This window comes from Enterococcus ureasiticus (assembly GCF_001730285.1).
Taxonomy (GTDB): Bacteria; Bacillota; Bacilli; order Lactobacillales; family Enterococcaceae; genus Enterococcus_L; species Enterococcus_L ureasiticus.
Window position 1 is genome coordinate 295,045 of the sequence record NZ_MIJZ01000014.1, and the last position, 20,528, is coordinate 315,572.

Consider the following 20,528-nt stretch of genomic DNA (forward strand, 5'->3'; position numbering starts at 1 on the left):
TCATTCAGCCACAACAGGAAAACGTGACTGAGACCTTCAATCCTTAGAGCTTTAGCTCTTAGGAATTGATGCGATCGAAGCCGAGCCTAGTGGCTAGCCCGAACAACTAGATACCTTTATTTCATAAAATCAGTAAAAAAGTAGAGACGCATCTCTACTTTTTAGTCTTTTAAAATTAACCAGCTTTTTTGTCTTTTTTATTATAAACGATTGCTGGTTTGCCAGTTCCTTCAACAGCCATTTCTGTAATGATGACTTTTTCGATCGTGTTATCTGATGGCACATCAAACATAACATCCATCATGATTTCTTCAATGATCGAACGTAACCCACGAGCTCCAGTATTACGCTCGATTGCTTTATTGGCGATTGCACGCAATGCTTCTGGCTCAAATTCTAATTCTGTATCATCTAAAGATAATAGTTTTTGGTATTGTTTCACTAATGCATTTTTTGGTTCAGTCAAGATACGAACCAAATCATCTGTCGTCAACTTCTCTAAAGCCGCTGTGACTGGTAAGCGCCCAATAAACTCAGGAATCAAACCGAATTTCAATAAATCTTCCGGAATAATTTGCTGCATAACGCTTTCGTCTTCATTCAGCTTGCTATTTTTCGTACCGAAACCGATTGTTTTTTCGCCTAAGCGATTTTTGACAATATTCTCGATACCATCGAAAGCTCCGCCGACAATAAATAAGACATTGGTTGTGTCGATTTGGATAAATTCTTGATGAGGATGTTTGCGTCCGCCCTGCGGTGGCACGCTGGCAACTGTTCCTTCCAAGATTTTAAGCAAGGCTTGTTGAACCCCTTCACCAGACACATCTCTTGTGATCGATACATTTTCGCTCTTGCGGGCGATTTTGTCGATCTCATCGATGTAGATGATCCCTTTTTCTGCACGTTCTACGTTAAAATCAGCAGATTGTAATAGCTTCAATAGAATATTCTCTACATCTTCTCCCACATATCCTGCTTCTGTTAAACTCGTCGCATCTGCAATCGCAAATGGTACATTCAATGTTTTAGCTAATGTTTGAGCTAAAAATGTTTTCCCAGAACCCGTTGATCCAATTAAACAAATATTGCTCTTTTGTAGTTCCACTTCTTCAGAGCTTGAATTTTCTGATTGATTTACACGTTTATAGTGATTATAGACCGCAACTGCTAATGAGCGCTTAGCCTGATCTTGTCCAATTACATATTCGTTTAAGGCTTCCAAAATTTCTTGGGGTTTTGGGACATCCGTTAGTTCACGTACGGCTTCGTCGTAAAATTCTTCATCAATAATCTCTTTACATAAGTCGATACATTCATTACAAATATAGACACCCGGTCCAGCAACGATTTTTTTCACTTCTTCTTGTGTTTTACCACAGAATGAACAGCGAACTGCACCATTGTTGCTATTTGTGTTATCGTACATGCGTGTCACCCCTCTAAAATTAAAAATGACTGTCGTTACAGTCTTAAGATATGATAGCATAAATCAAGTGAAAATGCGAACATTGGATTTGAAAAGATTTGATAATTAAATGAATTCTTATGGTATACTAAAAGATGAAAATCAATTGCTGCTTCTTTGAAATCAGCAGTAAAAAATGGAGGGAATTTCATGCTGGAACAAATTTTATTAGGGACTTATACACGTAGAGAAAGTAAAGGAATTTATCAGATTACACTAGATACTGAGAAAGAAACACTTTCAGATGCAACTTTATTAGTAGAAGAAACTAGCCCGACATACTTAGCAATCGATCAAAAAGGTGACTTATTCAACGTTACCTCTGTTGATGGTGAAGGTGGCATGGCTGCTTACAAAAACAACGACGGACACTTTGATTTGATCAATAAAGTAACCGAAGCTGGCGCTCCTCCATGTTATGTAGCGATTGACGAAGAAAAACAACTGGTTTTTGGTGCGAATTATCATCAAGGAATCGTTCATGTTTATCGAATTTTAGCTGATGGACATTTAGAAGATACAGATAAGATCGTACATGATGAAGCAACTGGTCCTCATGAAAATCAAGACAACGCGCATGTTCATTACACAGATTTAACTCCAGATCGCCGTTTAGCGGTTTGTGATCTTGGGACGGATCGAGTTTATACGTATGATGTTAGCAGAGATGGTAAATTATCTGAGGTTGCTCAATATGTTGCAGAACCAGGAACTGGTCCTCGTCATTTAGTTTTCCATCCCAATAATCAATTTGCTTATCTGTTTGGTGAATTAGACAGTACAGTGACGGTTTTAGCTTATAATGCAGCCGACGGTTCATTTGAACAAGTTCAAAAAGTATCGACTTTACCTGATGGATTTAATGAATTCAACGGTGGTGCCGCAATTCGAATTTCAGCTGATGGTCGTTTTGTCTACGCATCAAACCGTGGTCATGATTCGATTGCTGTTTTTGCGACAGCGGATGATGGCAGTAAAGTAGAACGTGTGCAATTGATTTCTACAGAAGGTGAAATCCCAAGAGATTTTGATTTGGATCCAACTGGGAAATTTGTAGTTGCAGCGAATCAAAATACAGATAACCTCACTCTTTATCGTCGTAATGAAGAAACTGGACTTTTAGAAATGATCCAAAAAGATGTTTATGCGCCAGAGTGTGTATGTGTTTATTTTAAATAAGGTTAATAGAGCTTCAAATAAGTAAAAAATACTATGATTAACAGCTGGAATTTTGTAAAATTCTTTCTGATAGTCATAGTATTTTTCTTTAAATAAATGGGGACCTAATTTTCATATTTCTTAACTTCATCCTTAGACTCTTGAATTATCTCAAAAGTTCGATCAAAATTCCTAGAAGCATACGCATAAAACAATACATCCACGACAATAAATTGATCATGTAATGACGTAGTTGCTGCACTTCTAAGCACAGCCTCATTGGAACGTACGGTCTGAAGCGAGTATTCAGCTTGATTCGTCAATGTGTTATTCCCAAACTGAGACAACCCAATCGTTTTTAATTGATGTTTTTTGGCTACATCAAGCAAGCGCAGCACTTCCTTTGTCTCTCCTGAATGGGAAACACAGAAAAACACTGCATCTTTGGGCGCTGAGACTAAGATTGTTACCAAAACATGAGAGTCTTGTACACAAACGACTGTTTTACCGATTCGATTCCATTTTTGAGCAATATTTTCTGCTACTAAATACGATGCCCCAATCCCAAACACATAAATGATCGGCGCTTTGACTAATAAATCAACGATTGTTTCTACTCGTTGCTCATTTAATAAAGCCACTGTTTCCTGCATGGATTGGTAAGCATTACCTAATAGCTTTGACTTGATTTCATTTACTGATTCATTGGCGGTAATATCTGAATAGCCTTCATAAACTGGCATTTCAATTTCCGCCGACAAACGAATTTTTAATTGAGTAAAACTGGGAACATCAATCTTTTTGCAAAAACGAATCACTGATGCTGGACTGGTTCCAGCCTCTGCTGACAATTCAGATGCTGTCATTTCGATTACCTTTGATGGGTTATCCAGAATCGCTTTACCGATTTTCCGTTCAGAATTCGGCATTACGTCCAACATACTGATGATTCTTCCCTGAATATTTTCACCGCTCATTTGTTCCAGCTCCTCTTTTTCACTTCAATCTTCATTGCTAATATGTAAGACAAGAGCGCAAAAAATTCACGCGCCCTCATCAGATGACTACTATTAATAATAAGTAATACTACCTAAAGGTACTGCTCTTTTAGCCCCAGTGGCACTTGGGACATTGCCATTGCTATGTTGTAACGTTTGATTAGCTAAAACAGCCATAGCGATTGCTTCTTTTGCTTCTGATGAAAAGCCGATCTCTTCTTGGATCAATACCTCTACTTCTGGTAATGCTTGTTTGATCATTGAGACAAGCGTTGGATTATAGCTGCCGCCACCACCAATAATCAATTCTGTCTTTCCTTGAATAAAAGGTTGAACAGATAATGCGATCGATTTAGCTGTAAACATCGTTGCTGTTGCAATCATATCAGCTGGAGCCAATGGCCAGTTTTGAATCAATTGTTGGGTAAATTGTTTGCCAAAATCTTCTCTTCCAGTTGTTTTTGGATAAGGCTTTTTGATGTATGGATGAGCCATCAATTCTTGAAGCAACTCCGGATTCACTGTTCCTTGTTTCCCATATACTCCATTTTTATCATACTCTATATCAAAAAAATGTAAACACAACTCATTCATAATAACATTTCCAGGACCTGTGTCAAATGCTATCAAATCTTCTTGTTGAGCCGCTTTAGGAATCACGGTCAAATTACCGATTCCACCAATATTTTGTAAAATACGAGTAGCCTCATCACTTCTGTATAACACATATTCCGAATAAGGAACGATCGGTGCCCCCTGACCACCAACAGCCATATCGCGTTCTCTAAAGTTTGATACAACTGTCGTTTGAGTCCGTTCACAAATAATTGCCGGGTCTCCTATTTGGAATGTTGATGCACGTAATTGTTCACGTGCAAACGGAATATGAAATAGTGTTTGTCCATGGCTACCGATAAATGCTAGTTGTTCTAGAGAAATATCAGCTTGCTCACACACAGCTAAAACGGCTTGTGCAAATTGTTCTCCTAGTTCAAAATTCAACGAACAAATTTTCTCCACATTCGATTCTTCAAGTGAAAGCGCATCTCTAATATGACTTAAAAGGTCTGCTGCAAATGGTAACGTTAAAAATTCAATTAATTTTACCGACGTTTGTTCTTCTTTACCAGAAATTTCGACTAAGGCGGCATCAATTCCATCCAAAGAAGTTCCAGACATTAGTCCCACTGCGTATACCATGTTTTTTTCCCACACTTTCCTTTAAATACTCTAAACTAGCTCATTTGTCCTTATTTTACTTCATTAAATGCAAACTTTTGCCATGGTCTTAGATATGGCAATAAAATTTGATCAGCTTCAGAAATTTTTCCAACTACATTTGATTTTCCAGAGTTTTCCATTGGCAATAAAGCTACTTGTAACTCACCTGCATAGTGCGCATATAAAGAAGTCTCAACGATAATATCACCTGTCGCCATATCAACTGTATTAAATGGTTCAAACTTATGTCCTTTGTATTTTACACGACTTTGTGTTGAACGAACCACGTAATCGGAAATATCACCACGATTAAAATGGAATTCCTCTAAAATGATTTTACGCTCTAGCTCAGGTGTTTTATCTTCAATCACACAATCAAATGTCAATTTGTAAGGATCGATCTCACTCAACGCTTTTAACTCTGCTTCTGATGCAAATGCATTGGCGATGATTACATCATCCACTAAATCAGTTGCCCATAAGTGTTTTGCTTGGGTCGTAATTGGCCATTCGCGATGCATTTCTAAAGTACACAACCCTTCTTCAACTGGCCATGGGCCAATTGTCGCAGATGGTGAATTCACAAATGCCGCTGTATGTATCCCATTTTCTTTATAAACTTTTGTTGTTTCAATAAAATGGTCATAGCTCAAGCCTGTATAACGATGAGGGTAAAAATTATGACAGCCTAATAGTTGATCGGCATTGGCTTGATAGCTTAAAATATTTTCCAAATAACGTGTACCAGAGCTGATATTCAATTCAATCATTAACCCCTGTGGATTAAATGTCATAATAGATTCTTCGTTACCAGTGAATCCCAAATCTAAACGAATCCCATCAGCGCCAATTTCTTTGAAAAATGATAAATCATTGTAACTGATTTCTAACTCACCAAAAACTTTTGGACTAACATCAGCGATAACTTCCATCCCTAAAGATGTCGCATAATGAATCGTCTCGGTAAAATCTTTCACGATTTTATCTTTGCCTTCTTCTACTGACAACAAACAAGTAAACACCCGTTTGAAATTATATTTTGCTGCTAAGTCCATATATTCTTTGATTTCAGCCACACTACTGTGATTTGGATAAACAGAAATACCTAATCTTCTCATTTTTCTTCCGCTCCATTCTTTTGATAAAAATAATATGCGCCTTTTGCGCTAGAACTTTCCTTTTGGACATATTCAGGTTCAAATGAACAGTTCTTTAAATATGCAAAAAAGGCCTGACGTACAAGTTCATTGTTTTCAACGACACTACCGTTCAACCCAATTTTTACTAGCTGATTCTCTAATTTCATTTTGGTAATAAGTTTTTCTACTTCCTCACCGAGTTTCATTCCTGCTTTAGTTAAAATAGCCGCAGCTGTGGGGTCTTTGTGCGCTAGTTCAGCTACTTCTTTCGCAAGTGCTGCGATTTGGTCTTTGGTCAATTGATAGGCCTTTTTTACTAACTCTAAAGTGGTCGTTAGATTAAAATAGCTGAATAACCTTTCTGTTAATAGACTGTATTTACTCTGTGTATCATACTCGGCTAATGCTTGTTGAATCGCTAGTTTCCCAATATAATAACCGCTACCTTCATCGCCAAATAAATGTCCCCAGCCACCTACTCGATACCACTCATTTTGCTTCATCCCTAAACAAATCGAACCCGTTCCTGCTATCACCAAAACACCCGCTTCGCCTTGAAGTAATGCGTAATGAGCCAATTGCCCATCATTCAATAAAACAAGCGGCACTTGAAAATAAGCAAGTTCCTTCATTAAAACTTCTTTTAGCCCACCACTATCAATACCAGCTAACCCTAAAACTAATAGCTGGCAATCTGCAACTTGTCGGTCAGTCAAAACCATTTGAATCGCTGCTTTGATATTTGCTAAACCTTGATCGTAATCTACTAGCATATTCCCAAACCCAGTAACGACACGTTGTTGTTCTTTACCGGATAAATCATAGACGATCGCTTCTGTTTTTGTACCTCCGCTATCAATGCCAATCATATACTTCATTATTTACTCCGCTACTTTCTTTTGGTTTGAGTTTTAACGATTCCTTTGTATTCGTTGCGTTCCAGTAAACCACGTGTTGTTTCAAAAAAGACGACAGCAAGAATCCCACTTAAGAAATAAAGGACGAATTTTATTTCATTGGGCAATTGTGGAAAGACCATACTTGGCACTAAAATGATTAGAAAAACGAGTAGTCCAGTAATCCAACGATTTGGTAACCAATTGTTCTTTTCTAATAAATGAGTGATGCCTACACCCAGCAGAACGAATCCAATGATTCCTGCAATTAAAATTAGTTTTAACATGAGTTTCTCCTTTCATTATCTAAAAATGAATGAAGCTGGAACAAACAGTTAATACCTGTATTGTTCCAACTATTTTTTTACTATTTAAGCTGTTTGAGTATTTTGTGCCGCTTCTGATGCTTCATTTTCTTTTTCTTCAGCTAACATTTGTTTATCATACATTTGAACGAATGGTAAGTAAATAGCCATCGCAACTAAGATATTGACTACAACTAAAACAACCATACGCCAGTCATTTCCTGAAGATAAATACGCTCCAACTGGTGCTGGCAACGTCCATGCTTGATTACTTATAAATCCGTTAACTATACCATATTTCAGAGCAAAATAACTGATTGTTGTTGTTACTAATGGTGCCACGATAAATGGTAAAGCTAAGATTGGGTTCATAATGATCGGAACCCCAAAAATCAACATTTCATTGATATTGAAGAATCCAGGAATTAGTGAGAAACGACCCACTTGTTTCAAGAATTTTGAGCGACAGAATAATAACAAGATACATAGTGAAATAGAAACACCAGCCCCACCGATCGTTACAGTCCATTGATAGAACTGTTCAGGCGCGATATATGGTAATTCTGTAATTGGTGTTCCAGAAGCAAAGGCATCCGCATTTCCATCTAACATGACTAACCATAATGGACGAACAAGTGAACCGATGATACTCATACCGTGAACACCAGCTGCCCATAATAAATGGATAAAGAACATTGGTAGTAATACACCCAACAAGTTGTTCCCCATAATATCAACTAGCGGTGCAAATAAATCCATCAAGAATTTATTAACATCAAAACCAACTAATACACGAAGAATCCAAACAAGTGTAATAATCACAAATCCTGGGATCAACGCTTCAAAACTTCTTGCCACTGCAGGAGGTACTTGTTCCGGCATGCGGATCGTGATGTTGTGTTTTGTAAAAAGACGATATAATTCACTGGCAAAAATTGCAGCAATAATAGCAGAGAACATACCTGATCCACCAAGATAATCCATTGGCATTACCCAAGCCAAACCTACCCCTTGACCTTCTGGTAGTAAAGCATCAACATTTTGGGGAATGGTCAGCATCAAAAATGTTGCTAATGATAGCATCCCACCAGTAATTCCATCTAATTTATACGACTTAGTTAAGTTATAACCAATACTGAATGAGCCATAAATCCCCAATAGACCCATTGTAATTCTAAATGGAATCACTAAATCTGCTTTATAAGGCATGATAAACTCTTCAAATCCCGGTATCGGTAAATTAGAAATCGTTAAAAATAATGTTCCAATCATGATTAGTGATAGTGTAGAAATAACCCCGTTACGAATTGCTTTCATGTGACGTTGTTCTGCAAATTTTGCCATTGGCGGCATTAATTTTTCTTCGATCCAATTTAGTACTTTTTGCATTGATTTTCATCCCCTTAAATGTTTGTTCATTCCCAACTTACTTACCACTTGCTTTTACTGCACTCCCCACAAACCCTTTGTGTTTTTGCAATAATTGTTCTGCAACATCCTTACTTTCACCAGAAAGGATCCGAACAATTGCTAGTTTAGGATTTTGATTTGAATCCTCTAGGTAAAATGCAGCCTCTTCCATCGAACAATCTGTCGCATCAACAATAATTCTTTTAGCACGTTCTACCAATTTTTCATTGGTTGGCTGAACATCCACCATCAAGTTTTGATAGGCTTTCCCTTGGCGAATCAAACTTGCCGTTGAAATCATGTTCAGTACTAATTTTTGTGCCGTTCCAGCTTTCAAACGAGTGGAACCAGTCAAAACTTCTGGACCCACTTCTACCTCAATAACATAATCAGCATAATTAGAAATAATAGCATTTTTATTGCAAGAAAGCGCTCCAGTTTTTGCACCGATTTCTCGTGCATATTCTAGTCCCCCAATAACGTAGGGTGTTCGCCCACTTGCAGCAATTCCCAAAACAAAATCTTCTTTCTTTAAATGACGGGCCTTCAAATCTTCTTTTGCCAGCGTCAATGAATCTTCAGCACCTTCAACTGCTATTGTCATCGCTTTCATTCCTCCAGCAATTAACCCTTGAACAGTTTCTGGCTTCGTGTTGAATGTTGGAATACATTCAGCCGCGTCAAGAACACCTAAACGACCACTTGTTCCAGCACCAATATAGAAAAGGCTTCCACCATTCTCCATACAAGTAACGACCGCTTCAATCAAGTCTGTAATTGAAGATGTTTCGTTTTGTACAGCGTCGGCTACTTTTTTGTCCTCTTCATTCATTGCTTCAACTATTTCTCTTACTGAAAAACTATCTAAAGCTAAGGTAGCTTTATTTCTACTTTCTGTTGCTAAAGAATCAAGCATTTATTTCCTCCTTCTTTTTTTATTAAATCGGTTCCAATAGAATATACCTAATTCGAACGTAAATTTCAATAGTTTTTTATAAAAAATGAAATAAAATTTCTTAAAAGAAACAAAAAAACTTAAAAATAAACATTATGTTGAAATTTTATTTCAAAAATGATATATTATCGGTGAACTATTTTGTTAGCGTTATCAAAAAAATCGAAGGAGTGTCAATTCATTTGAAAAAAAAACTATTCTCTTTATTACTAGCTTGCATGATTATACTTTTACTACCAGCACATGCAAACGCGGAATCTGAAACTTTACACAAATTTGTCCGTAAAGCAGATAATTCTCTTGGCTATGATTCCACAATTTCTGTTCCATTTTATAATGGTTCCAGTGAAATGGTGACCGTCCCAACAGAATACAAACAACCCAAAAGTCAATTTCAAAGTGCTTGGGTTGCAACAATCAGTAACTTGAATATGGCGAAACCAGCATCAGAAACTGAATTTAAGGAAAATTATTTAAAAACACTCAAAACATTTGAAGAATGGAATATGAATGCTATGATTTTTCAAGTTCGACCATTGTTAGATGCTTGGTATCCCTCTGAATTAAATCCATGGTCAGAATTTCTAAGTGGAACTCAAGGCAAAGACCCAGGTTATGATCCTTTAGCTTGGATGGTGGATGTCACACATCAAGCTGGTATGGAATATCATGCGTGGTTTAATCCTTATCGTGTATCAAACACAAAATATTCTGCCCAAAGTGTCTTAGATAAGACCAAACTTTCCAAAGAACAAATGCTAAACTTGTCGATTCCAGAACAAATCAAGGCTTTTTCTGATGCTGGAATTTTAGACTCAACTAATTACGCTGTGAAACATCCTGAACATGTGTTAATGTTTGATGAAAAATTCTTTTTAAATCCAGGAATTCCTGAAGTTCAAGCGTACGTTATTGCTTCTATGAAAGAAGTTGTAGAAAAGTATGATATTGATGCGATTCACTTTGATGACTATTTTTATCCTTATCGTCTATCTGATACCAACTATTTTGGTATGAATAACGAAGATGAAGCGACGTTTAAAACGTATGGCTCTGGCTATACTGATATTGAAGAGTGGCGTCGAGATAACATTACTAATTTAGTTAGTGGGATAAAAACAATGCTCGGCACGCACAATAAAGAACATCAAAAAGCCGTTCAATTTGGAATCAGTCCTTTCGGTATTTGGGAACATAAGGCGATTGATTCTCGTGGCTCTAATACACCATTAGGTTCTTCAAAATCTTATTCTAACAGTATTTTTGCTGATACTTATAAGTGGATGAAAGAGGGATTGATCGATTATGTTACGCCTCAAATTTATTGGAGTTTTGATCAGGCAGCTGCGCCTTATGGTGAATTGACACGTTGGTGGGATAATGTAGCTGAAGGAACAAATACGCATGTCTATATTGGTCATGCAAACTATAAACATGTGAGTAACGGCGGCTGGGATGCTTCTTGGCTAAATCCTGAAGAAGTTCCGAATCAAATGAAATTTAACCAACAATATTCAAACATCAAAGGAAGCACTTTATTTAGTTATAATGATATTCTTCCTTCTGATATCAATAGTCTAGATCCTACTTTAAAAGAACGACATCAAGCTAAAAATGACGCAATTGAATTGCTGAAGTCTGAGTATTTTAACACGCCAACTTTGATTCCAGAAAAACCATGGCTAAGTCAGCAACCAATTAATTCCCCGGTCTCATTAAGCCAGGTTTCTGAACATTCTGGTACAACTCTTTCTTGGCAAGATGCACAAGAAAATAGTACTCGTTATTTCATTTTGTACAAAGGAAATGGTACAAAAAAAGAAATCATCGAGGACCCGAATAACATCGTCAAACGAATCTGGAAAGACCAGGAAAAAACAACTTTTTCATATACTGATTCGCAGACCACAAGAAATAAATCTGCTGAAATGAAGTATGTTGTAACGGCTATTGATGCTGCTGGAGTCGAATCTGAAGCAACACAAGTAGAAGATGCTACTCCTGAAACACAAGGTAAACCTGTTACTGTTATCTATCAAACAAATGACCAGCAGCCACTAAGTGAGAATGTTATACTCGAAGGCAAAATTGGAGAAGCCTATACAACAGAAGAAAAAGAATTTGACGGGTTTAAATTAGTTGCTCGACCTGCAAATGTTACGGGGTCTTTTACGGATCAACCACAAACCGTGACATACATTTATGAATCCAGCACGTCTACGACTACTAGCGAAAGCGAAACAAACACTTCTTCTTCCGACTCTTCACAAGACAGTTCATCAGAATCAAGTAGTACGACACAAGAGGCAAACTCGACTGATTCAACAGTCAAACCTGTTGGAAAAAGTAATCTCCCTTCAGCAGGAGAATTTGTTTCCTATACCATCAGTATACTCGGTGTCTTACTTTTAGTTATGATTGGAAGATATGTATTTTTACGTTCTCGTTAATAAAGTATAAAAAAGAGAGTTCAGCTTGATGTATCTCACGTTTGGAGATTGATAATCTAAAGCAGAGTAAACTCTTTTCGTATTGTAATAATTTCGATATACTTGATTATTTCCAATTGAGCTAGATCAATTGATGCGGCATTCGCATCATTGATTAGCTCTTTTTTTTGTAGTTTTATAAAAAGATTTTTCAAAGAAACATAGCTACTAACAAGTCATCCAATTTTATGTTACCGCTAAATACTAACTATCTAACTTTTTCCCCGTCTGTTCTTCATAGATCCGTTCCATATTTGGAAATCCTTGTACCAAAAATTCTTTAACTTCTATAACATTATCTATAATCATATTCAAATCTGAATACAATCCTACAAAACTAGAAACTAGTTCTTCAGTATCTTTTGATTTCATAACGTTTAAGGTATTAATTGTACTTTGTAAATTGGACAGTTCCGTTTGCATCCCCTTAGTATTTTCTTTAAGTTCCAGAATTTCATTAGCATCAAAAATCTTACTTCCATATAATCTATTGACCTTCACTAGTAGCTCTATTATTTTTTTAATCATCGGTTAGCATTATGGAATTCTCCTTCCTTGACTAACAGCTACAACTCTTTTTTGCGTTCATTGATCCATCTAAGTAGAATTGATCACCTTTTCGAATATATTCTGAAACTTTTTTATCTACTTTATAGACAGATCATCAAAATTTTTCTTTGTTTTGGATACCTTACTTTTAATCGTAGAGCCAAATTCCGTTTCAAAGAAGTCTTTCATGCTCTCTATCTTAAGTACGTTCCTCTGATATTTTCCATCTTTCAAACTACCAAAAGCACTAAGGAATGTTTCAACACATGACCAGAAATAGCAAGAACACTAGCATTTATCACTGGAATTGCAACGACAGATGTTCCACCTCGATTTACACCAGTTCCTTTCCCTCATTTCTATTCATGATTTTTTCAAATGAATATCTTCAATCATGTCACGGAAAGCTAAATCAAAGTACGTTACAACCGGACCAAATAAAGTAACATCCTCTGAGAAAACTAAATCGGAAACCTCTCTAAAATTATCCATTAAATATAATCTATCCAAATCTTTCAATGCTGAAAAAATAGCTTCTTCCAAATTTACTTGTGAGAAACAGAATCCATCTTCCGCATCAACAAGAAACTTAGAATCCATTCGTTCAGGATCTCTATTAGGAATCTCAGCATAATGTATCAAAGAACAAATATTTTCTAATTTTGATAATTCAAATTTTGTACTATACGTTACTGAAAAGTTTTCTTCAACATATTGGCTGAATTTAAAATACCATGTCATTGAAGGTTCATTTTCTGGTGAAAAAGGTTGAATTTCAATATTATTCTCTTTACAGAACTGCTTAATTTCTTTTGGGAGTTCAATTACTTTTCCACATTTTTCCTTATAGTCATTCAAATTTTTTTCTATATAATATTTTTGTTTAATATTTTCTATCTTATTACTTAACACGAATATGATGCCCCCCTGATTTATCTGCCGGTTTCGTATGATCTAAATCTATATTTTCTTCTCCTTGATGTTTTCCACGTTTATTACACTTTTCAAAGCGTCCATGTTGTGTATCCAAGGAATGGTGCTCTCCATTTTCATCTGTATAAATTCTTCTACCAGGATTTAATTTTTCCAACTCTCTGTTTCTATTCCAACCATTTTCTTCTGCAATTTCATCAGCTTTTTCCCTAACTTTCGCAACTCGTTCGTTAGGAGATAAGTTAACTATTTCTTTTTCAAAATCATTGGCTTTCTTTTCTTCTTTTTGTTCACTCGCCTGCAAAGAAGGTGCATTCTTTATCTGATCTAAAATCCCTTTTCCAACGACAATCGTTGCTGCTGCGCCTGCAGTTACCTTTGCAGCATTAAGTAAATTTTCTAGAACAGGGCCACCCGGAATCGCTAAGGGCGCAACATTACGAACAATTTTTGGTTGTGTTACCCTATATTGATCACTCTTCAAATAGTCTTTACACTGATTTAGTATACCGTACAATCTAGGTTCATCACCTGGATAAATCCACTTCCCGTTTTTCTTAATATACCAAGATTTAGTTCTACCATTATCAATACAAACTATTTCATAGTCATCTAATTTTCCGATTTCTTTTTGCATCTCTGCATTTCTAATCGTATCTAATTTTTTCTGTCGTTTACCCCATTCTTTACCAATTGATTTCGTCCATGCTAAATTCATCCTAGACACTTCAAACGTTCCAGAAGTCGGATTCCATGCCGCACCTTTTTCGACCTCCGCCAATCCTGCATCCAAATTAGCCAATTGTGCTTCAAAATCCGCAAATAAATTCGGTGAGCTTGCATTAAACTCGTATAATTTCTGTAGCTTTTCTTCATTCTTTTGAATCGAGCTTTGTACGCCCATATAGCGCTGTTCCATACGCTGGTTGGGTTCTTTTTCTTTATCCATCGTGCGTGCCATATTTTGCAGTAAGGCTTGTCCTTGAGCTATCTCTGCTTTTAATTGTTCTTCGATCACATCGCATGTATCTACAGATGATTGAAACTCTTCTGGGAATTTACTATGGGCTTCAATTAAGGCCTCACATGCTAGTATAAACCCACTAGCCAAAGATGGATAGACTGCTGAAAAATAAAGTTTCGCTGAATCGTATGTTTTACTAGAAAGTGGCGCATTCATAAAGAGGTTCACACTATCTTTCAGCGTGCCGCAAAACTGGATATACTCATTTGCCATCTGTTTGGCAGCAGCGCTTTGGGACTTTACTTCTCCTACATAAAAATCAATAGCCATAGCGATCGTCCTCCAGTTTTTTCTTGGCAGAAAACAACTGTGTTCTCTCAGCGTATAATTCCTCTTCTTTATCTCTTAACTGTACTTCCTCACCTACTAGGCGTTCTGCTATGTCTTCTAAACGTTGGCGCTCATATTGATGTAAACGATTGGCTTCGTCATCTAGATCCATGAAATGACTACTATATCGTGACCCTTGATTATTGCCTATCAAGTCCTGATAATAGCGCTGCTCCTGTTGATGAATCGAAAAATAATCCGCTTCCAAATCTTCTAACTCTCGAATCTCACGGCATTTCTCCTCTTGATCAAGATTTACTTGTTGTAGCTGTTGATTGATTTCTAATTCTTTTTCTTCTATATTCATCGACTGTTTCCTCCAAGAGACGGAGAAAATAGTGGCAACTCAAAACCTTTTTTGATTTTCTGATCGGTCAGGCTGAATTCTTTTGCCACTGAATGAATATTATTGCCATCACGAGCAATCGCATTTGAAATACGCTGTCCGAGGCTATGAATACTGGTTAAACTATTTTTTGCATTATTATTTCCACTAACTGTTGTTCGCTCGGCTTTGCTCGTGACTCCATTTACAGAAGAAAATCCACTAGCGGCTTGGCTAAACTGTTCTGAAACGCTTGCTGCCACGGTTAGGCTACTTTTAATTTCTGACATTTAAAAACCCCTTTGCGCTCTATTTACCTTCTCAGATCTCAAAACTCCTTAACTTCCATTTTGCCACATTTACACACCTTATAGTTATCAAATATTTCATTGTGACGTAAAAAAATTGCAAATTTGAAAATTAAAATGAAAGCATTTTTATGAATAGCAAAAAACAGACTTATTACTTGATCAAAGCAATAGGCCCGTTCCATATATATTCTATTTAGAAATTTTCAACTACTCATATGTTTCTTTAATTTCATGCTCATAGTTGAACTACTTTATTAACAAATGAAAGTTTCTCATCAGAATGTGAAACTATCAAAACAGTTTTAGAAAAATAATTTTTTTCTAAGACATCAAATATTAATTGTCTAGTTCTCAGATCAACATTTGATGTTGCCTCATCAAATATTAGTAACTCTTTTTCCCCAATCAAAGCTCTCAAAAAAGCTATTACTTGTGCCTGACCGCCTGATACACCATTTCCTAAATCAGATAACTCTGTATTTAATTTTTCCGGAAAATTTTCAAAATAGTTCTTTAGATTGCATTTTTCTATTATAGTAAAAACATTCTCTTCAGAAGATGTTTCACAGCCGTATAAAATGTTGTCCAAAATAGTCCCTTTGTATAGCTCAATGTTCTGTGAAACCATTCCTATCTTAGATCTGAGATTTATTTTATCAAGTTCCGTACTTAACATCCCATTGATTTTTATTTCTCCACCAGTAACGTTATAAATTCCTAATATTAATTTCAATATTGTAGATTTACCTGCTCCGTTTTTCCCTCTGATTAAAACTTTATCACCTGATTGAATACTTAAATTTAATCTATTTAAAAACAATTGACTCTGATCTGAGTATTTAAAAGATACATTAGAAAAACAAATAGTATCTATAGTTTCAATTTTTTTCATTCCTATATTTTCGTTTGGTAATGAAAATAATTCTAAAACTCTATCAATTATTACTATTGTCGGTTTTAAAGTAATGCTTATATTTGATAATCCTTGTATAGCTGGTAACATCTGGCTTAAATATAGTGAAAATGTTGTGTACCCACCAATAGTCATCTCATTTCTTATAATAAAAACACCAGATACTCCTAAGATAAGAACTGTTATGAAGCTATTTGTTAGAGAAAATAATTGTAAATAGCTAATTAAATATCGTGTCTGACGAATTGTTTTTTTTAATAACTTGTCCATTTTATTCATTATATTACTTACCCTAGTATTTTGTATATTTAATATTTTTATATTTTCAATTCGATTAAAATCTTCAAATATGTTTCCGCTTACTTTCCCACTTGCTTCTTGTATTTCTGTTGCACCAGATTGAATCTTATTTGTACTCTTCACGGATATAACAAAGCAAATTGGAACAATCAACATACTCATAAGAGCAAGTTTTGAATTAACGGTGAACATTATGATAAATGAAAAAAATATATTAAAGATTCCAATCACACTACTTAGATTTACAGGATTTAATAATGAACTTATCTGTTGCGATTCATCAATTCTAGAAACTAGGTAGCCTTTGTCAAATTTTTCTAAAATACTCATCGGAGCATTAAATACGATCTCAAGTAAATCTACTTTTAGTTCTTTATTTATTCTCTGTTGAGCTTTTGAAAAACATATTTGATATATATACGATAATAGAATGCTGATTACATGAATAGATAATATAACTAAAATAAATTGAAGTAATTGTACATAGCTTCTATTTGTTGACGATAACATATCAACTGTACGACCAATGATCCAAGATAACGGAGAGGTTATCAACGAAAATAGTATCATGGACAATAAACCAATAACTATATTTTTCTTATTTCTCACCATATACTTTTTCAAAAAATTTATTCTTTCACTTTTTATCATCAGAATCGCTTCCTCATTTTAAGCTATATCAATTGGATATTGTTTCTTTATTACAGGACTAACGACGTCCTTATACCAGAAACATTTATCGCCAATTTCTTTTGCTTTTAGAATTCCTCTTAAAATACAACCACCACAAAATCTAATGTGCTCACATTGTTTGCATTCTTTGATGGATGGATTAGGAGATTTTAATTGAGCAAATGCTTCCAAAAACTCTACGTTACTATCATATATTCCTTTTACAGCTGTTTTATATACATTTCCCAACGGCTTTCCAAAATATTCACCTGTATCCATCGTACACATTTTCAGGTTACCTTTACTATCAATGACCGCTTGATTAACAATAGCCCCACAATTTTTAACTTCTCCCTCATGTTCTTTTGTAGAATTAAAACGAATATCATTTTTGTATTTTCTGTACAGTTTCTCTAAAATTTCTTCCAGTTTAACTTGATCATTCAAAGTCAATATTAACTCATCATTCTTGAACTGAGCTCTTCCTAATGAGATAACTGGACTGATTCCCCAGTTTCGAATTTCATACTCATACAACCATTCTCCGATTTTTGGCAATTCAGAATAATTATTTCTAGTTATAATTGTTGCAACTCTTAACACGATTCCAGCAGTCTTTACCTTAATTATATTTTCTTTGATTTTTTCTGTTGTATTAGGACGTTTGGTAAACCAAGTAACATAGTCATCGTCTAAACTATGTAAATCTATTTGAATCGATGTAGAACTTCTATTTTTCTTCATTAATTCAATTTGGGCGTCATTTAAATTTATTCCATTTGTCAAAATACAAACGGAAGCAAAATTCAACTTATACGCATGTCTTAAAATTTCCGTAAAGTCTGGATGTGTCGTACATTCACCTCCAGTGATTTCTATACCATTTACTCCCAGAGCTTTTAACTCATCAAACAATGACTTTATTTGATCCAAAGTTGGCATCTCTTTTTTTAGTGCTCCATAATTTCCGTAACAATGAAGACATTTTATATTGCATGTATTAGTGATTTCGATTGAGACAATTTTCGGATACCTGATATTTTCTTCTCGTATAAAGACATTTATTTTCTCACAGATTTCTCTTCCAAAAATTTTCACGTCCATTTCATTAACGAATTTCTCTAAAAACCTAGAAACAATGTCGTCAACATTTCCAACCGAATCATTGTATTTACATGACAATTCACTAATAAGCTCTTCCTTCGTTCTAGTTCCATCTATCTTACTTATGATTTCAAATCCTACGAAGTCTAAAGAACAACTCTTATTATCTTTTGTATATACATAGTCTTCATCAAAAATAGTTAAATCAACTTTATTATTTTTTTGGACTACAAATTCTAAAATTTTATTCCAATATAAATAGTTACTCATTTTGGACTCCTTTCTGTACACAATTGTTTAAACTTGAAATAAGGTATATCCTACTTTATTTAGTTGATTAAAAATTTAACCCACAACGATAATTACCACCATTTTCCATCTTTACCACTCACAATTGACAATCCTGTTCCTAGTGTAAGTGATAGCCCACATAATCCGCAGAAAGAGCATCCAACACATTCAACAAACGATCTTGTATCCATATTTGGTTCTTGCATAGTATCACCTCCATTCTTGCGTAAGCTATATTGTCTTATTTCAAGCTTAAAAAATTGAATAGCTCTCATTTATTTTATCCTCCAACAAACCAAATAATATATACCATGATTGAACACCTCCTTTGCTTTATGATAATATAATAACAACTATTATTTTATTTTTTCAAAATGTAAACTTTTTTCACATCCCATAAAAATACATTTTTCTTTCATCGTAATAACGCTTTTATTGTGAAAAAAATCACATAAAATTCAGTACATAGCTATATTTGGAATAGCTTTAAATAAAGTCTAAAACTTACACTATTTCTAAAGGAGGATTAAGAAAATGTTTAACTACGGAAACACATATAAAACAGTCAGAAAGGCAAAATGTATCTCTCAAAAAGAAGTTTGTGGCAATCATATTTCGAGAACAACTTTATCTAAATTTGAAAACGGACATTCAGATATTACTTTGTCTAATTTCATTTACTTGTTAGAAAAACTAGATTTGACCTTCGAAGAATTTTTATACTTGATGGATGATAATCATGGAGTAGACATGACTAAAGGGAACATCTTAAAAAAATTTATCGCAATCAAATCGAATCTTGAACAAGACAAAATTGAACAATTGGTTATAACTTGTAACGACTATTTAGATCAAGAATATAATTGGTATGTCCATTCGATTTTAGAAGTACTAACTGTGTTACAGAATATGCAGCAAAATCCCCTTGATAAAATTCCTTGCATAGATAAAATTATTGTTTCGAGAATCTGGCATTATCTAGAGACCACCGATGAATGGTTTCTTTTAGATATATATTTGATTAACAGTATTTTATTTTATTTCTCAATGGACTCACTAGTATTCATTGGAAATAATCTTTTAAAGAAAACTGAAAAATATAATCATTTTACCAATATTCATCCCTTAGTTATATCAATATATTTAAATCTCATTTTCCTACTGATGCAAAATAATCTTTTTGATCTTGCTTTATATTTTTGTGATCTTATAGAGGAAAAAGTGTCTGATTCAAAACGATATGACTTCATTTCAGTACTAAACGTCAGAAAAGGAATTTGCAATCAAGAAGAGTCTAGAGTAGAATTAGGCTTACAAACAGTTTGCTTATTCAATGATTATTTACTAAAAGAAGATTTATTAAAGGAGATCCATCAATTCCGTCATTGATAATTGCTCACATGGAAATTCGATTTTTAATTTTTGAATAAGTATTAGTTAAAGTTAATAAAAAAGGAAGGGGAAATTTAAATGAAACATTCAACTACTGAAGAAACAACTGGTATTATTGAAGAGGTCTTTCTTGTGGCTCCCGAAGTCATGAAGATTTATAACTCTAAATGGGCAATCGTTTCTTTTACCGCTGACGGGGAAAAATATGTCTCTGAAAACAGAATTCAAGTACCTATGAGTTGTGAAGTTGGAAGTACAATTAAAATTAAATACGATATTGACCATCCAACAAAAGTTTGGAACAAATCTATTTTTAAGTTTTAAGAAAAAACTATCCTCATCATT

20 protein-coding genes are annotated in these 20,528 nt (G+C 34.8%); 4 read left to right on the plus strand and 16 right to left on the minus strand.

Translation table 11 applies throughout. From position 1 onward, the window contains the following. Positions 1-175 precede the first annotated feature (175 nt). A complete protein-coding gene (clpX, locus tag BCR21_RS12205; RefSeq protein ID WP_069646724.1) occupies positions 176-1,429 on the minus strand; it encodes an ATP-dependent Clp protease ATP-binding subunit ClpX in 1,254 nt (417 codons plus the stop codon). Between the two features lie 189 nt (positions 1,430-1,618). On the opposite strand from clpX, the gene BCR21_RS12210 reads away from it, so the two are divergent. Continuing rightward, on the plus strand, positions 1,619-2,647 hold the full coding sequence (locus tag BCR21_RS12210; RefSeq protein WP_069646725.1) for a lactonase family protein: 1,029 nt from the start codon (positions 1,619-1,621) through the stop codon (positions 2,645-2,647). Positions 2,648-2,751: 104 nt separating this feature from the next. Here BCR21_RS12210 and BCR21_RS12215 read toward each other — a convergent pair whose 3' ends face one another. The 7 genes from BCR21_RS12215 to murQ all read right to left on the minus strand — a co-directional run bounded on the left by BCR21_RS12215 (position 2,752) and on the right by murQ (position 9,511). Then, entirely contained in the window at positions 2,752-3,603 is an 852-nt protein-coding gene (locus BCR21_RS12215) for a MurR/RpiR family transcriptional regulator (RefSeq protein ID WP_069646726.1), read from the minus strand. Positions 3,604-3,696: 93 nt separating this feature from the next. Beyond that, entirely contained in the window at positions 3,697-4,824 is a 1,128-nt protein-coding gene (gene anmK, locus BCR21_RS12220) for an anhydro-N-acetylmuramic acid kinase AnmK (RefSeq protein WP_069646727.1), read from the minus strand. Between the two features lie 50 nt (positions 4,825-4,874). Next, the gene (locus BCR21_RS12225) at positions 4,875-5,963 is read right to left on the minus strand and encodes a DUF871 domain-containing protein (RefSeq protein ID WP_069646728.1); all 1,089 of its coding nucleotides are present in this window, start codon (positions 5,961-5,963) and stop codon (positions 4,875-4,877) included. Next, entirely contained in the window at positions 5,960-6,862 is a 903-nt protein-coding gene (locus tag BCR21_RS12230; protein ID WP_069646729.1) for an N-acetylglucosamine kinase, read from the minus strand. The genes BCR21_RS12225 and BCR21_RS12230 overlap by 4 nt, the downstream gene beginning before the upstream one ends. 11 nt (positions 6,863-6,873) lie before the next feature. After that, on the minus strand, positions 6,874-7,167 hold the full coding sequence (locus BCR21_RS12235) for a hypothetical protein (RefSeq protein ID WP_069646730.1): 294 nt from the start codon (positions 7,165-7,167) through the stop codon (positions 6,874-6,876). Between the two features lie 84 nt (positions 7,168-7,251). Further along, the gene (locus tag BCR21_RS12240) at positions 7,252-8,574 is read right to left on the minus strand and encodes a PTS sugar transporter subunit IIC (RefSeq protein ID WP_069646731.1); all 1,323 of its coding nucleotides are present in this window, start codon (positions 8,572-8,574) and stop codon (positions 7,252-7,254) included. A 37-nt stretch (positions 8,575-8,611) separates the two neighbouring features. Beyond that, a complete protein-coding gene (gene murQ / locus BCR21_RS12245; RefSeq protein WP_069646732.1) occupies positions 8,612-9,511 on the minus strand; it encodes an N-acetylmuramic acid 6-phosphate etherase in 900 nt (299 codons plus the stop codon). A gap of 221 nt (positions 9,512-9,732) precedes the next feature. On the opposite strand from murQ, the gene BCR21_RS12250 reads away from it, so the two are divergent. Further along, entirely contained in the window at positions 9,733-12,000 is a 2,268-nt protein-coding gene (locus BCR21_RS12250; RefSeq protein WP_240488096.1) for a family 10 glycosylhydrolase, read from the plus strand. Positions 12,001-12,243: 243 nt separating this feature from the next. Here BCR21_RS12250 and BCR21_RS12255 read toward each other — a convergent pair whose 3' ends face one another. From BCR21_RS12255 to BCR21_RS17285, 8 genes are all read right to left on the minus strand, one after another. Next, positions 12,244-12,540 carry a hypothetical protein gene (locus BCR21_RS12255; RefSeq protein ID WP_139125660.1) on the minus strand — a complete coding sequence of 99 codons (297 nt, stop codon included), beginning with the start codon at positions 12,538-12,540 and terminating at the stop codon, positions 12,244-12,246. Positions 12,541-12,951: 411 nt separating this feature from the next. Then, positions 12,952-13,500: a hypothetical protein gene (locus BCR21_RS12260; protein WP_069646734.1), complete on the minus strand. Its 549-nt coding sequence runs from the start codon at positions 13,498-13,500 to the stop codon at positions 12,952-12,954. Next, positions 13,490-14,815 (minus strand): hypothetical protein, encoded by a 1,326-nt coding sequence (locus tag BCR21_RS17105; protein WP_205684847.1) that lies wholly within the window; start codon positions 14,813-14,815, stop codon positions 13,490-13,492. The genes BCR21_RS12260 and BCR21_RS17105 overlap by 11 nt, the downstream gene beginning before the upstream one ends. Then, positions 14,805-15,182, minus strand: a complete 378-nt coding sequence (locus tag BCR21_RS12270) for a DUF3958 family protein (RefSeq protein WP_069646735.1) — start codon at positions 15,180-15,182, stop codon at positions 14,805-14,807. The genes BCR21_RS17105 and BCR21_RS12270 overlap by 11 nt, the downstream gene beginning before the upstream one ends. After that, positions 15,179-15,490 carry a TIGR04197 family type VII secretion effector gene (locus BCR21_RS12275; RefSeq protein ID WP_069646736.1) on the minus strand — a complete coding sequence of 104 codons (312 nt, stop codon included), beginning with the start codon at positions 15,488-15,490 and terminating at the stop codon, positions 15,179-15,181. The genes BCR21_RS12270 and BCR21_RS12275 overlap by 4 nt, the downstream gene beginning before the upstream one ends. Positions 15,491-15,746: 256 nt before the next feature. Beyond that, positions 15,747-17,375 carry an ABC transporter ATP-binding protein gene (locus BCR21_RS12280; RefSeq protein WP_069646737.1) on the minus strand — a complete coding sequence of 543 codons (1,629 nt, stop codon included), beginning with the start codon at positions 17,373-17,375 and terminating at the stop codon, positions 15,747-15,749. 18 nt (positions 17,376-17,393) lie between these two features. Further along, complete coding sequence (locus BCR21_RS12285) at positions 17,394-18,770, minus strand: radical SAM/SPASM domain-containing protein (protein ID WP_069646738.1); 1,377 nt, start codon at positions 18,768-18,770, stop codon at positions 17,394-17,396. A 92-nt stretch (positions 18,771-18,862) separates the two neighbouring features. Then, positions 18,863-18,997 (minus strand): hypothetical protein, encoded by a 135-nt coding sequence (locus BCR21_RS17285; protein WP_276204495.1) that lies wholly within the window; start codon positions 18,995-18,997, stop codon positions 18,863-18,865. Between the two features lie 328 nt (positions 18,998-19,325). Here BCR21_RS17285 and BCR21_RS12295 point away from each other — a divergent pair, with 328 nt between their 5' ends. Both BCR21_RS12295 and BCR21_RS12300 read left to right on the plus strand, forming a co-directional pair. After that, on the plus strand, positions 19,326-20,180 hold the full coding sequence (locus tag BCR21_RS12295; RefSeq protein ID WP_069646740.1) for an Rgg/GadR/MutR family transcriptional regulator: 855 nt from the start codon (positions 19,326-19,328) through the stop codon (positions 20,178-20,180). An 81-nt stretch (positions 20,181-20,261) separates the two neighbouring features. After that, positions 20,262-20,507: a hypothetical protein gene (locus BCR21_RS12300; RefSeq protein ID WP_069646741.1), complete on the plus strand. Its 246-nt coding sequence runs from the start codon at positions 20,262-20,264 to the stop codon at positions 20,505-20,507. Positions 20,508-20,528: the final 21 nt, after the last annotated feature.

Coding starts and splice junctions, on each gene's coding strand:
- BCR21_RS12235 (WP_069646730.1), bottom strand. CDS start 7,167: ATGTTAAAACTAATTTTAATTGCAGGAATCATTGGATTCGTTCTGCTG.
- BCR21_RS12275 (WP_069646736.1), bottom strand. CDS start 15,490: ATGTCAGAAATTAAAAGTAGCCTAACCGTGGCAGCAAGCGTTTCAGAA.
- BCR21_RS12270 (WP_069646735.1), bottom strand. CDS start 15,182: ATGAATATAGAAGAAAAAGAATTAGAAATCAATCAACAGCTACAACAA.
- BCR21_RS17285 (WP_276204495.1), bottom strand. CDS start 18,997: ATGCAAGAACCAAATATGGATACAAGATCGTTTGTTGAATGTGTTGGA.
- murQ (WP_069646732.1), bottom strand. CDS start 9,511: ATGCTTGATTCTTTAGCAACAGAAAGTAGAAATAAAGCTACCTTAGCT.
- BCR21_RS17105 (WP_205684847.1), bottom strand. CDS start 14,815: ATGGCTATTGATTTTTATGTAGGAGAAGTAAAGTCCCAAAGCGCTGCT.
- BCR21_RS12285 (WP_069646738.1), bottom strand. CDS start 18,770: ATGAGTAACTATTTATATTGGAATAAAATTTTAGAATTTGTAGTCCAA.
- BCR21_RS12225 (WP_069646728.1), bottom strand. CDS start 5,963: ATGAGAAGATTAGGTATTTCTGTTTATCCAAATCACAGTAGTGTGGCT.
- BCR21_RS12230 (WP_069646729.1), bottom strand. CDS start 6,862: ATGAAGTATATGATTGGCATTGATAGCGGAGGTACAAAAACAGAAGCG.
- BCR21_RS12300 (WP_069646741.1), top strand. CDS start 20,262: ATGAAACATTCAACTACTGAAGAAACAACTGGTATTATTGAAGAGGTC.
- clpX (WP_069646724.1), bottom strand. CDS start 1,429: ATGTACGATAACACAAATAGCAACAATGGTGCAGTTCGCTGTTCATTC.
- BCR21_RS12295 (WP_069646740.1), top strand. CDS start 19,326: ATGTTTAACTACGGAAACACATATAAAACAGTCAGAAAGGCAAAATGT.
- BCR21_RS12280 (WP_069646737.1), bottom strand. CDS start 17,375: ATGATAAAAAGTGAAAGAATAAATTTTTTGAAAAAGTATATGGTGAGA.
- BCR21_RS12210 (WP_069646725.1), top strand. CDS start 1,619: ATGCTGGAACAAATTTTATTAGGGACTTATACACGTAGAGAAAGTAAA.
- BCR21_RS12240 (WP_069646731.1), bottom strand. CDS start 8,574: ATGCAAAAAGTACTAAATTGGATCGAAGAAAAATTAATGCCGCCAATG.
- anmK (WP_069646727.1), bottom strand. CDS start 4,824: ATGGTATACGCAGTGGGACTAATGTCTGGAACTTCTTTGGATGGAATT.
- BCR21_RS12215 (WP_069646726.1), bottom strand. CDS start 3,603: ATGAGCGGTGAAAATATTCAGGGAAGAATCATCAGTATGTTGGACGTA.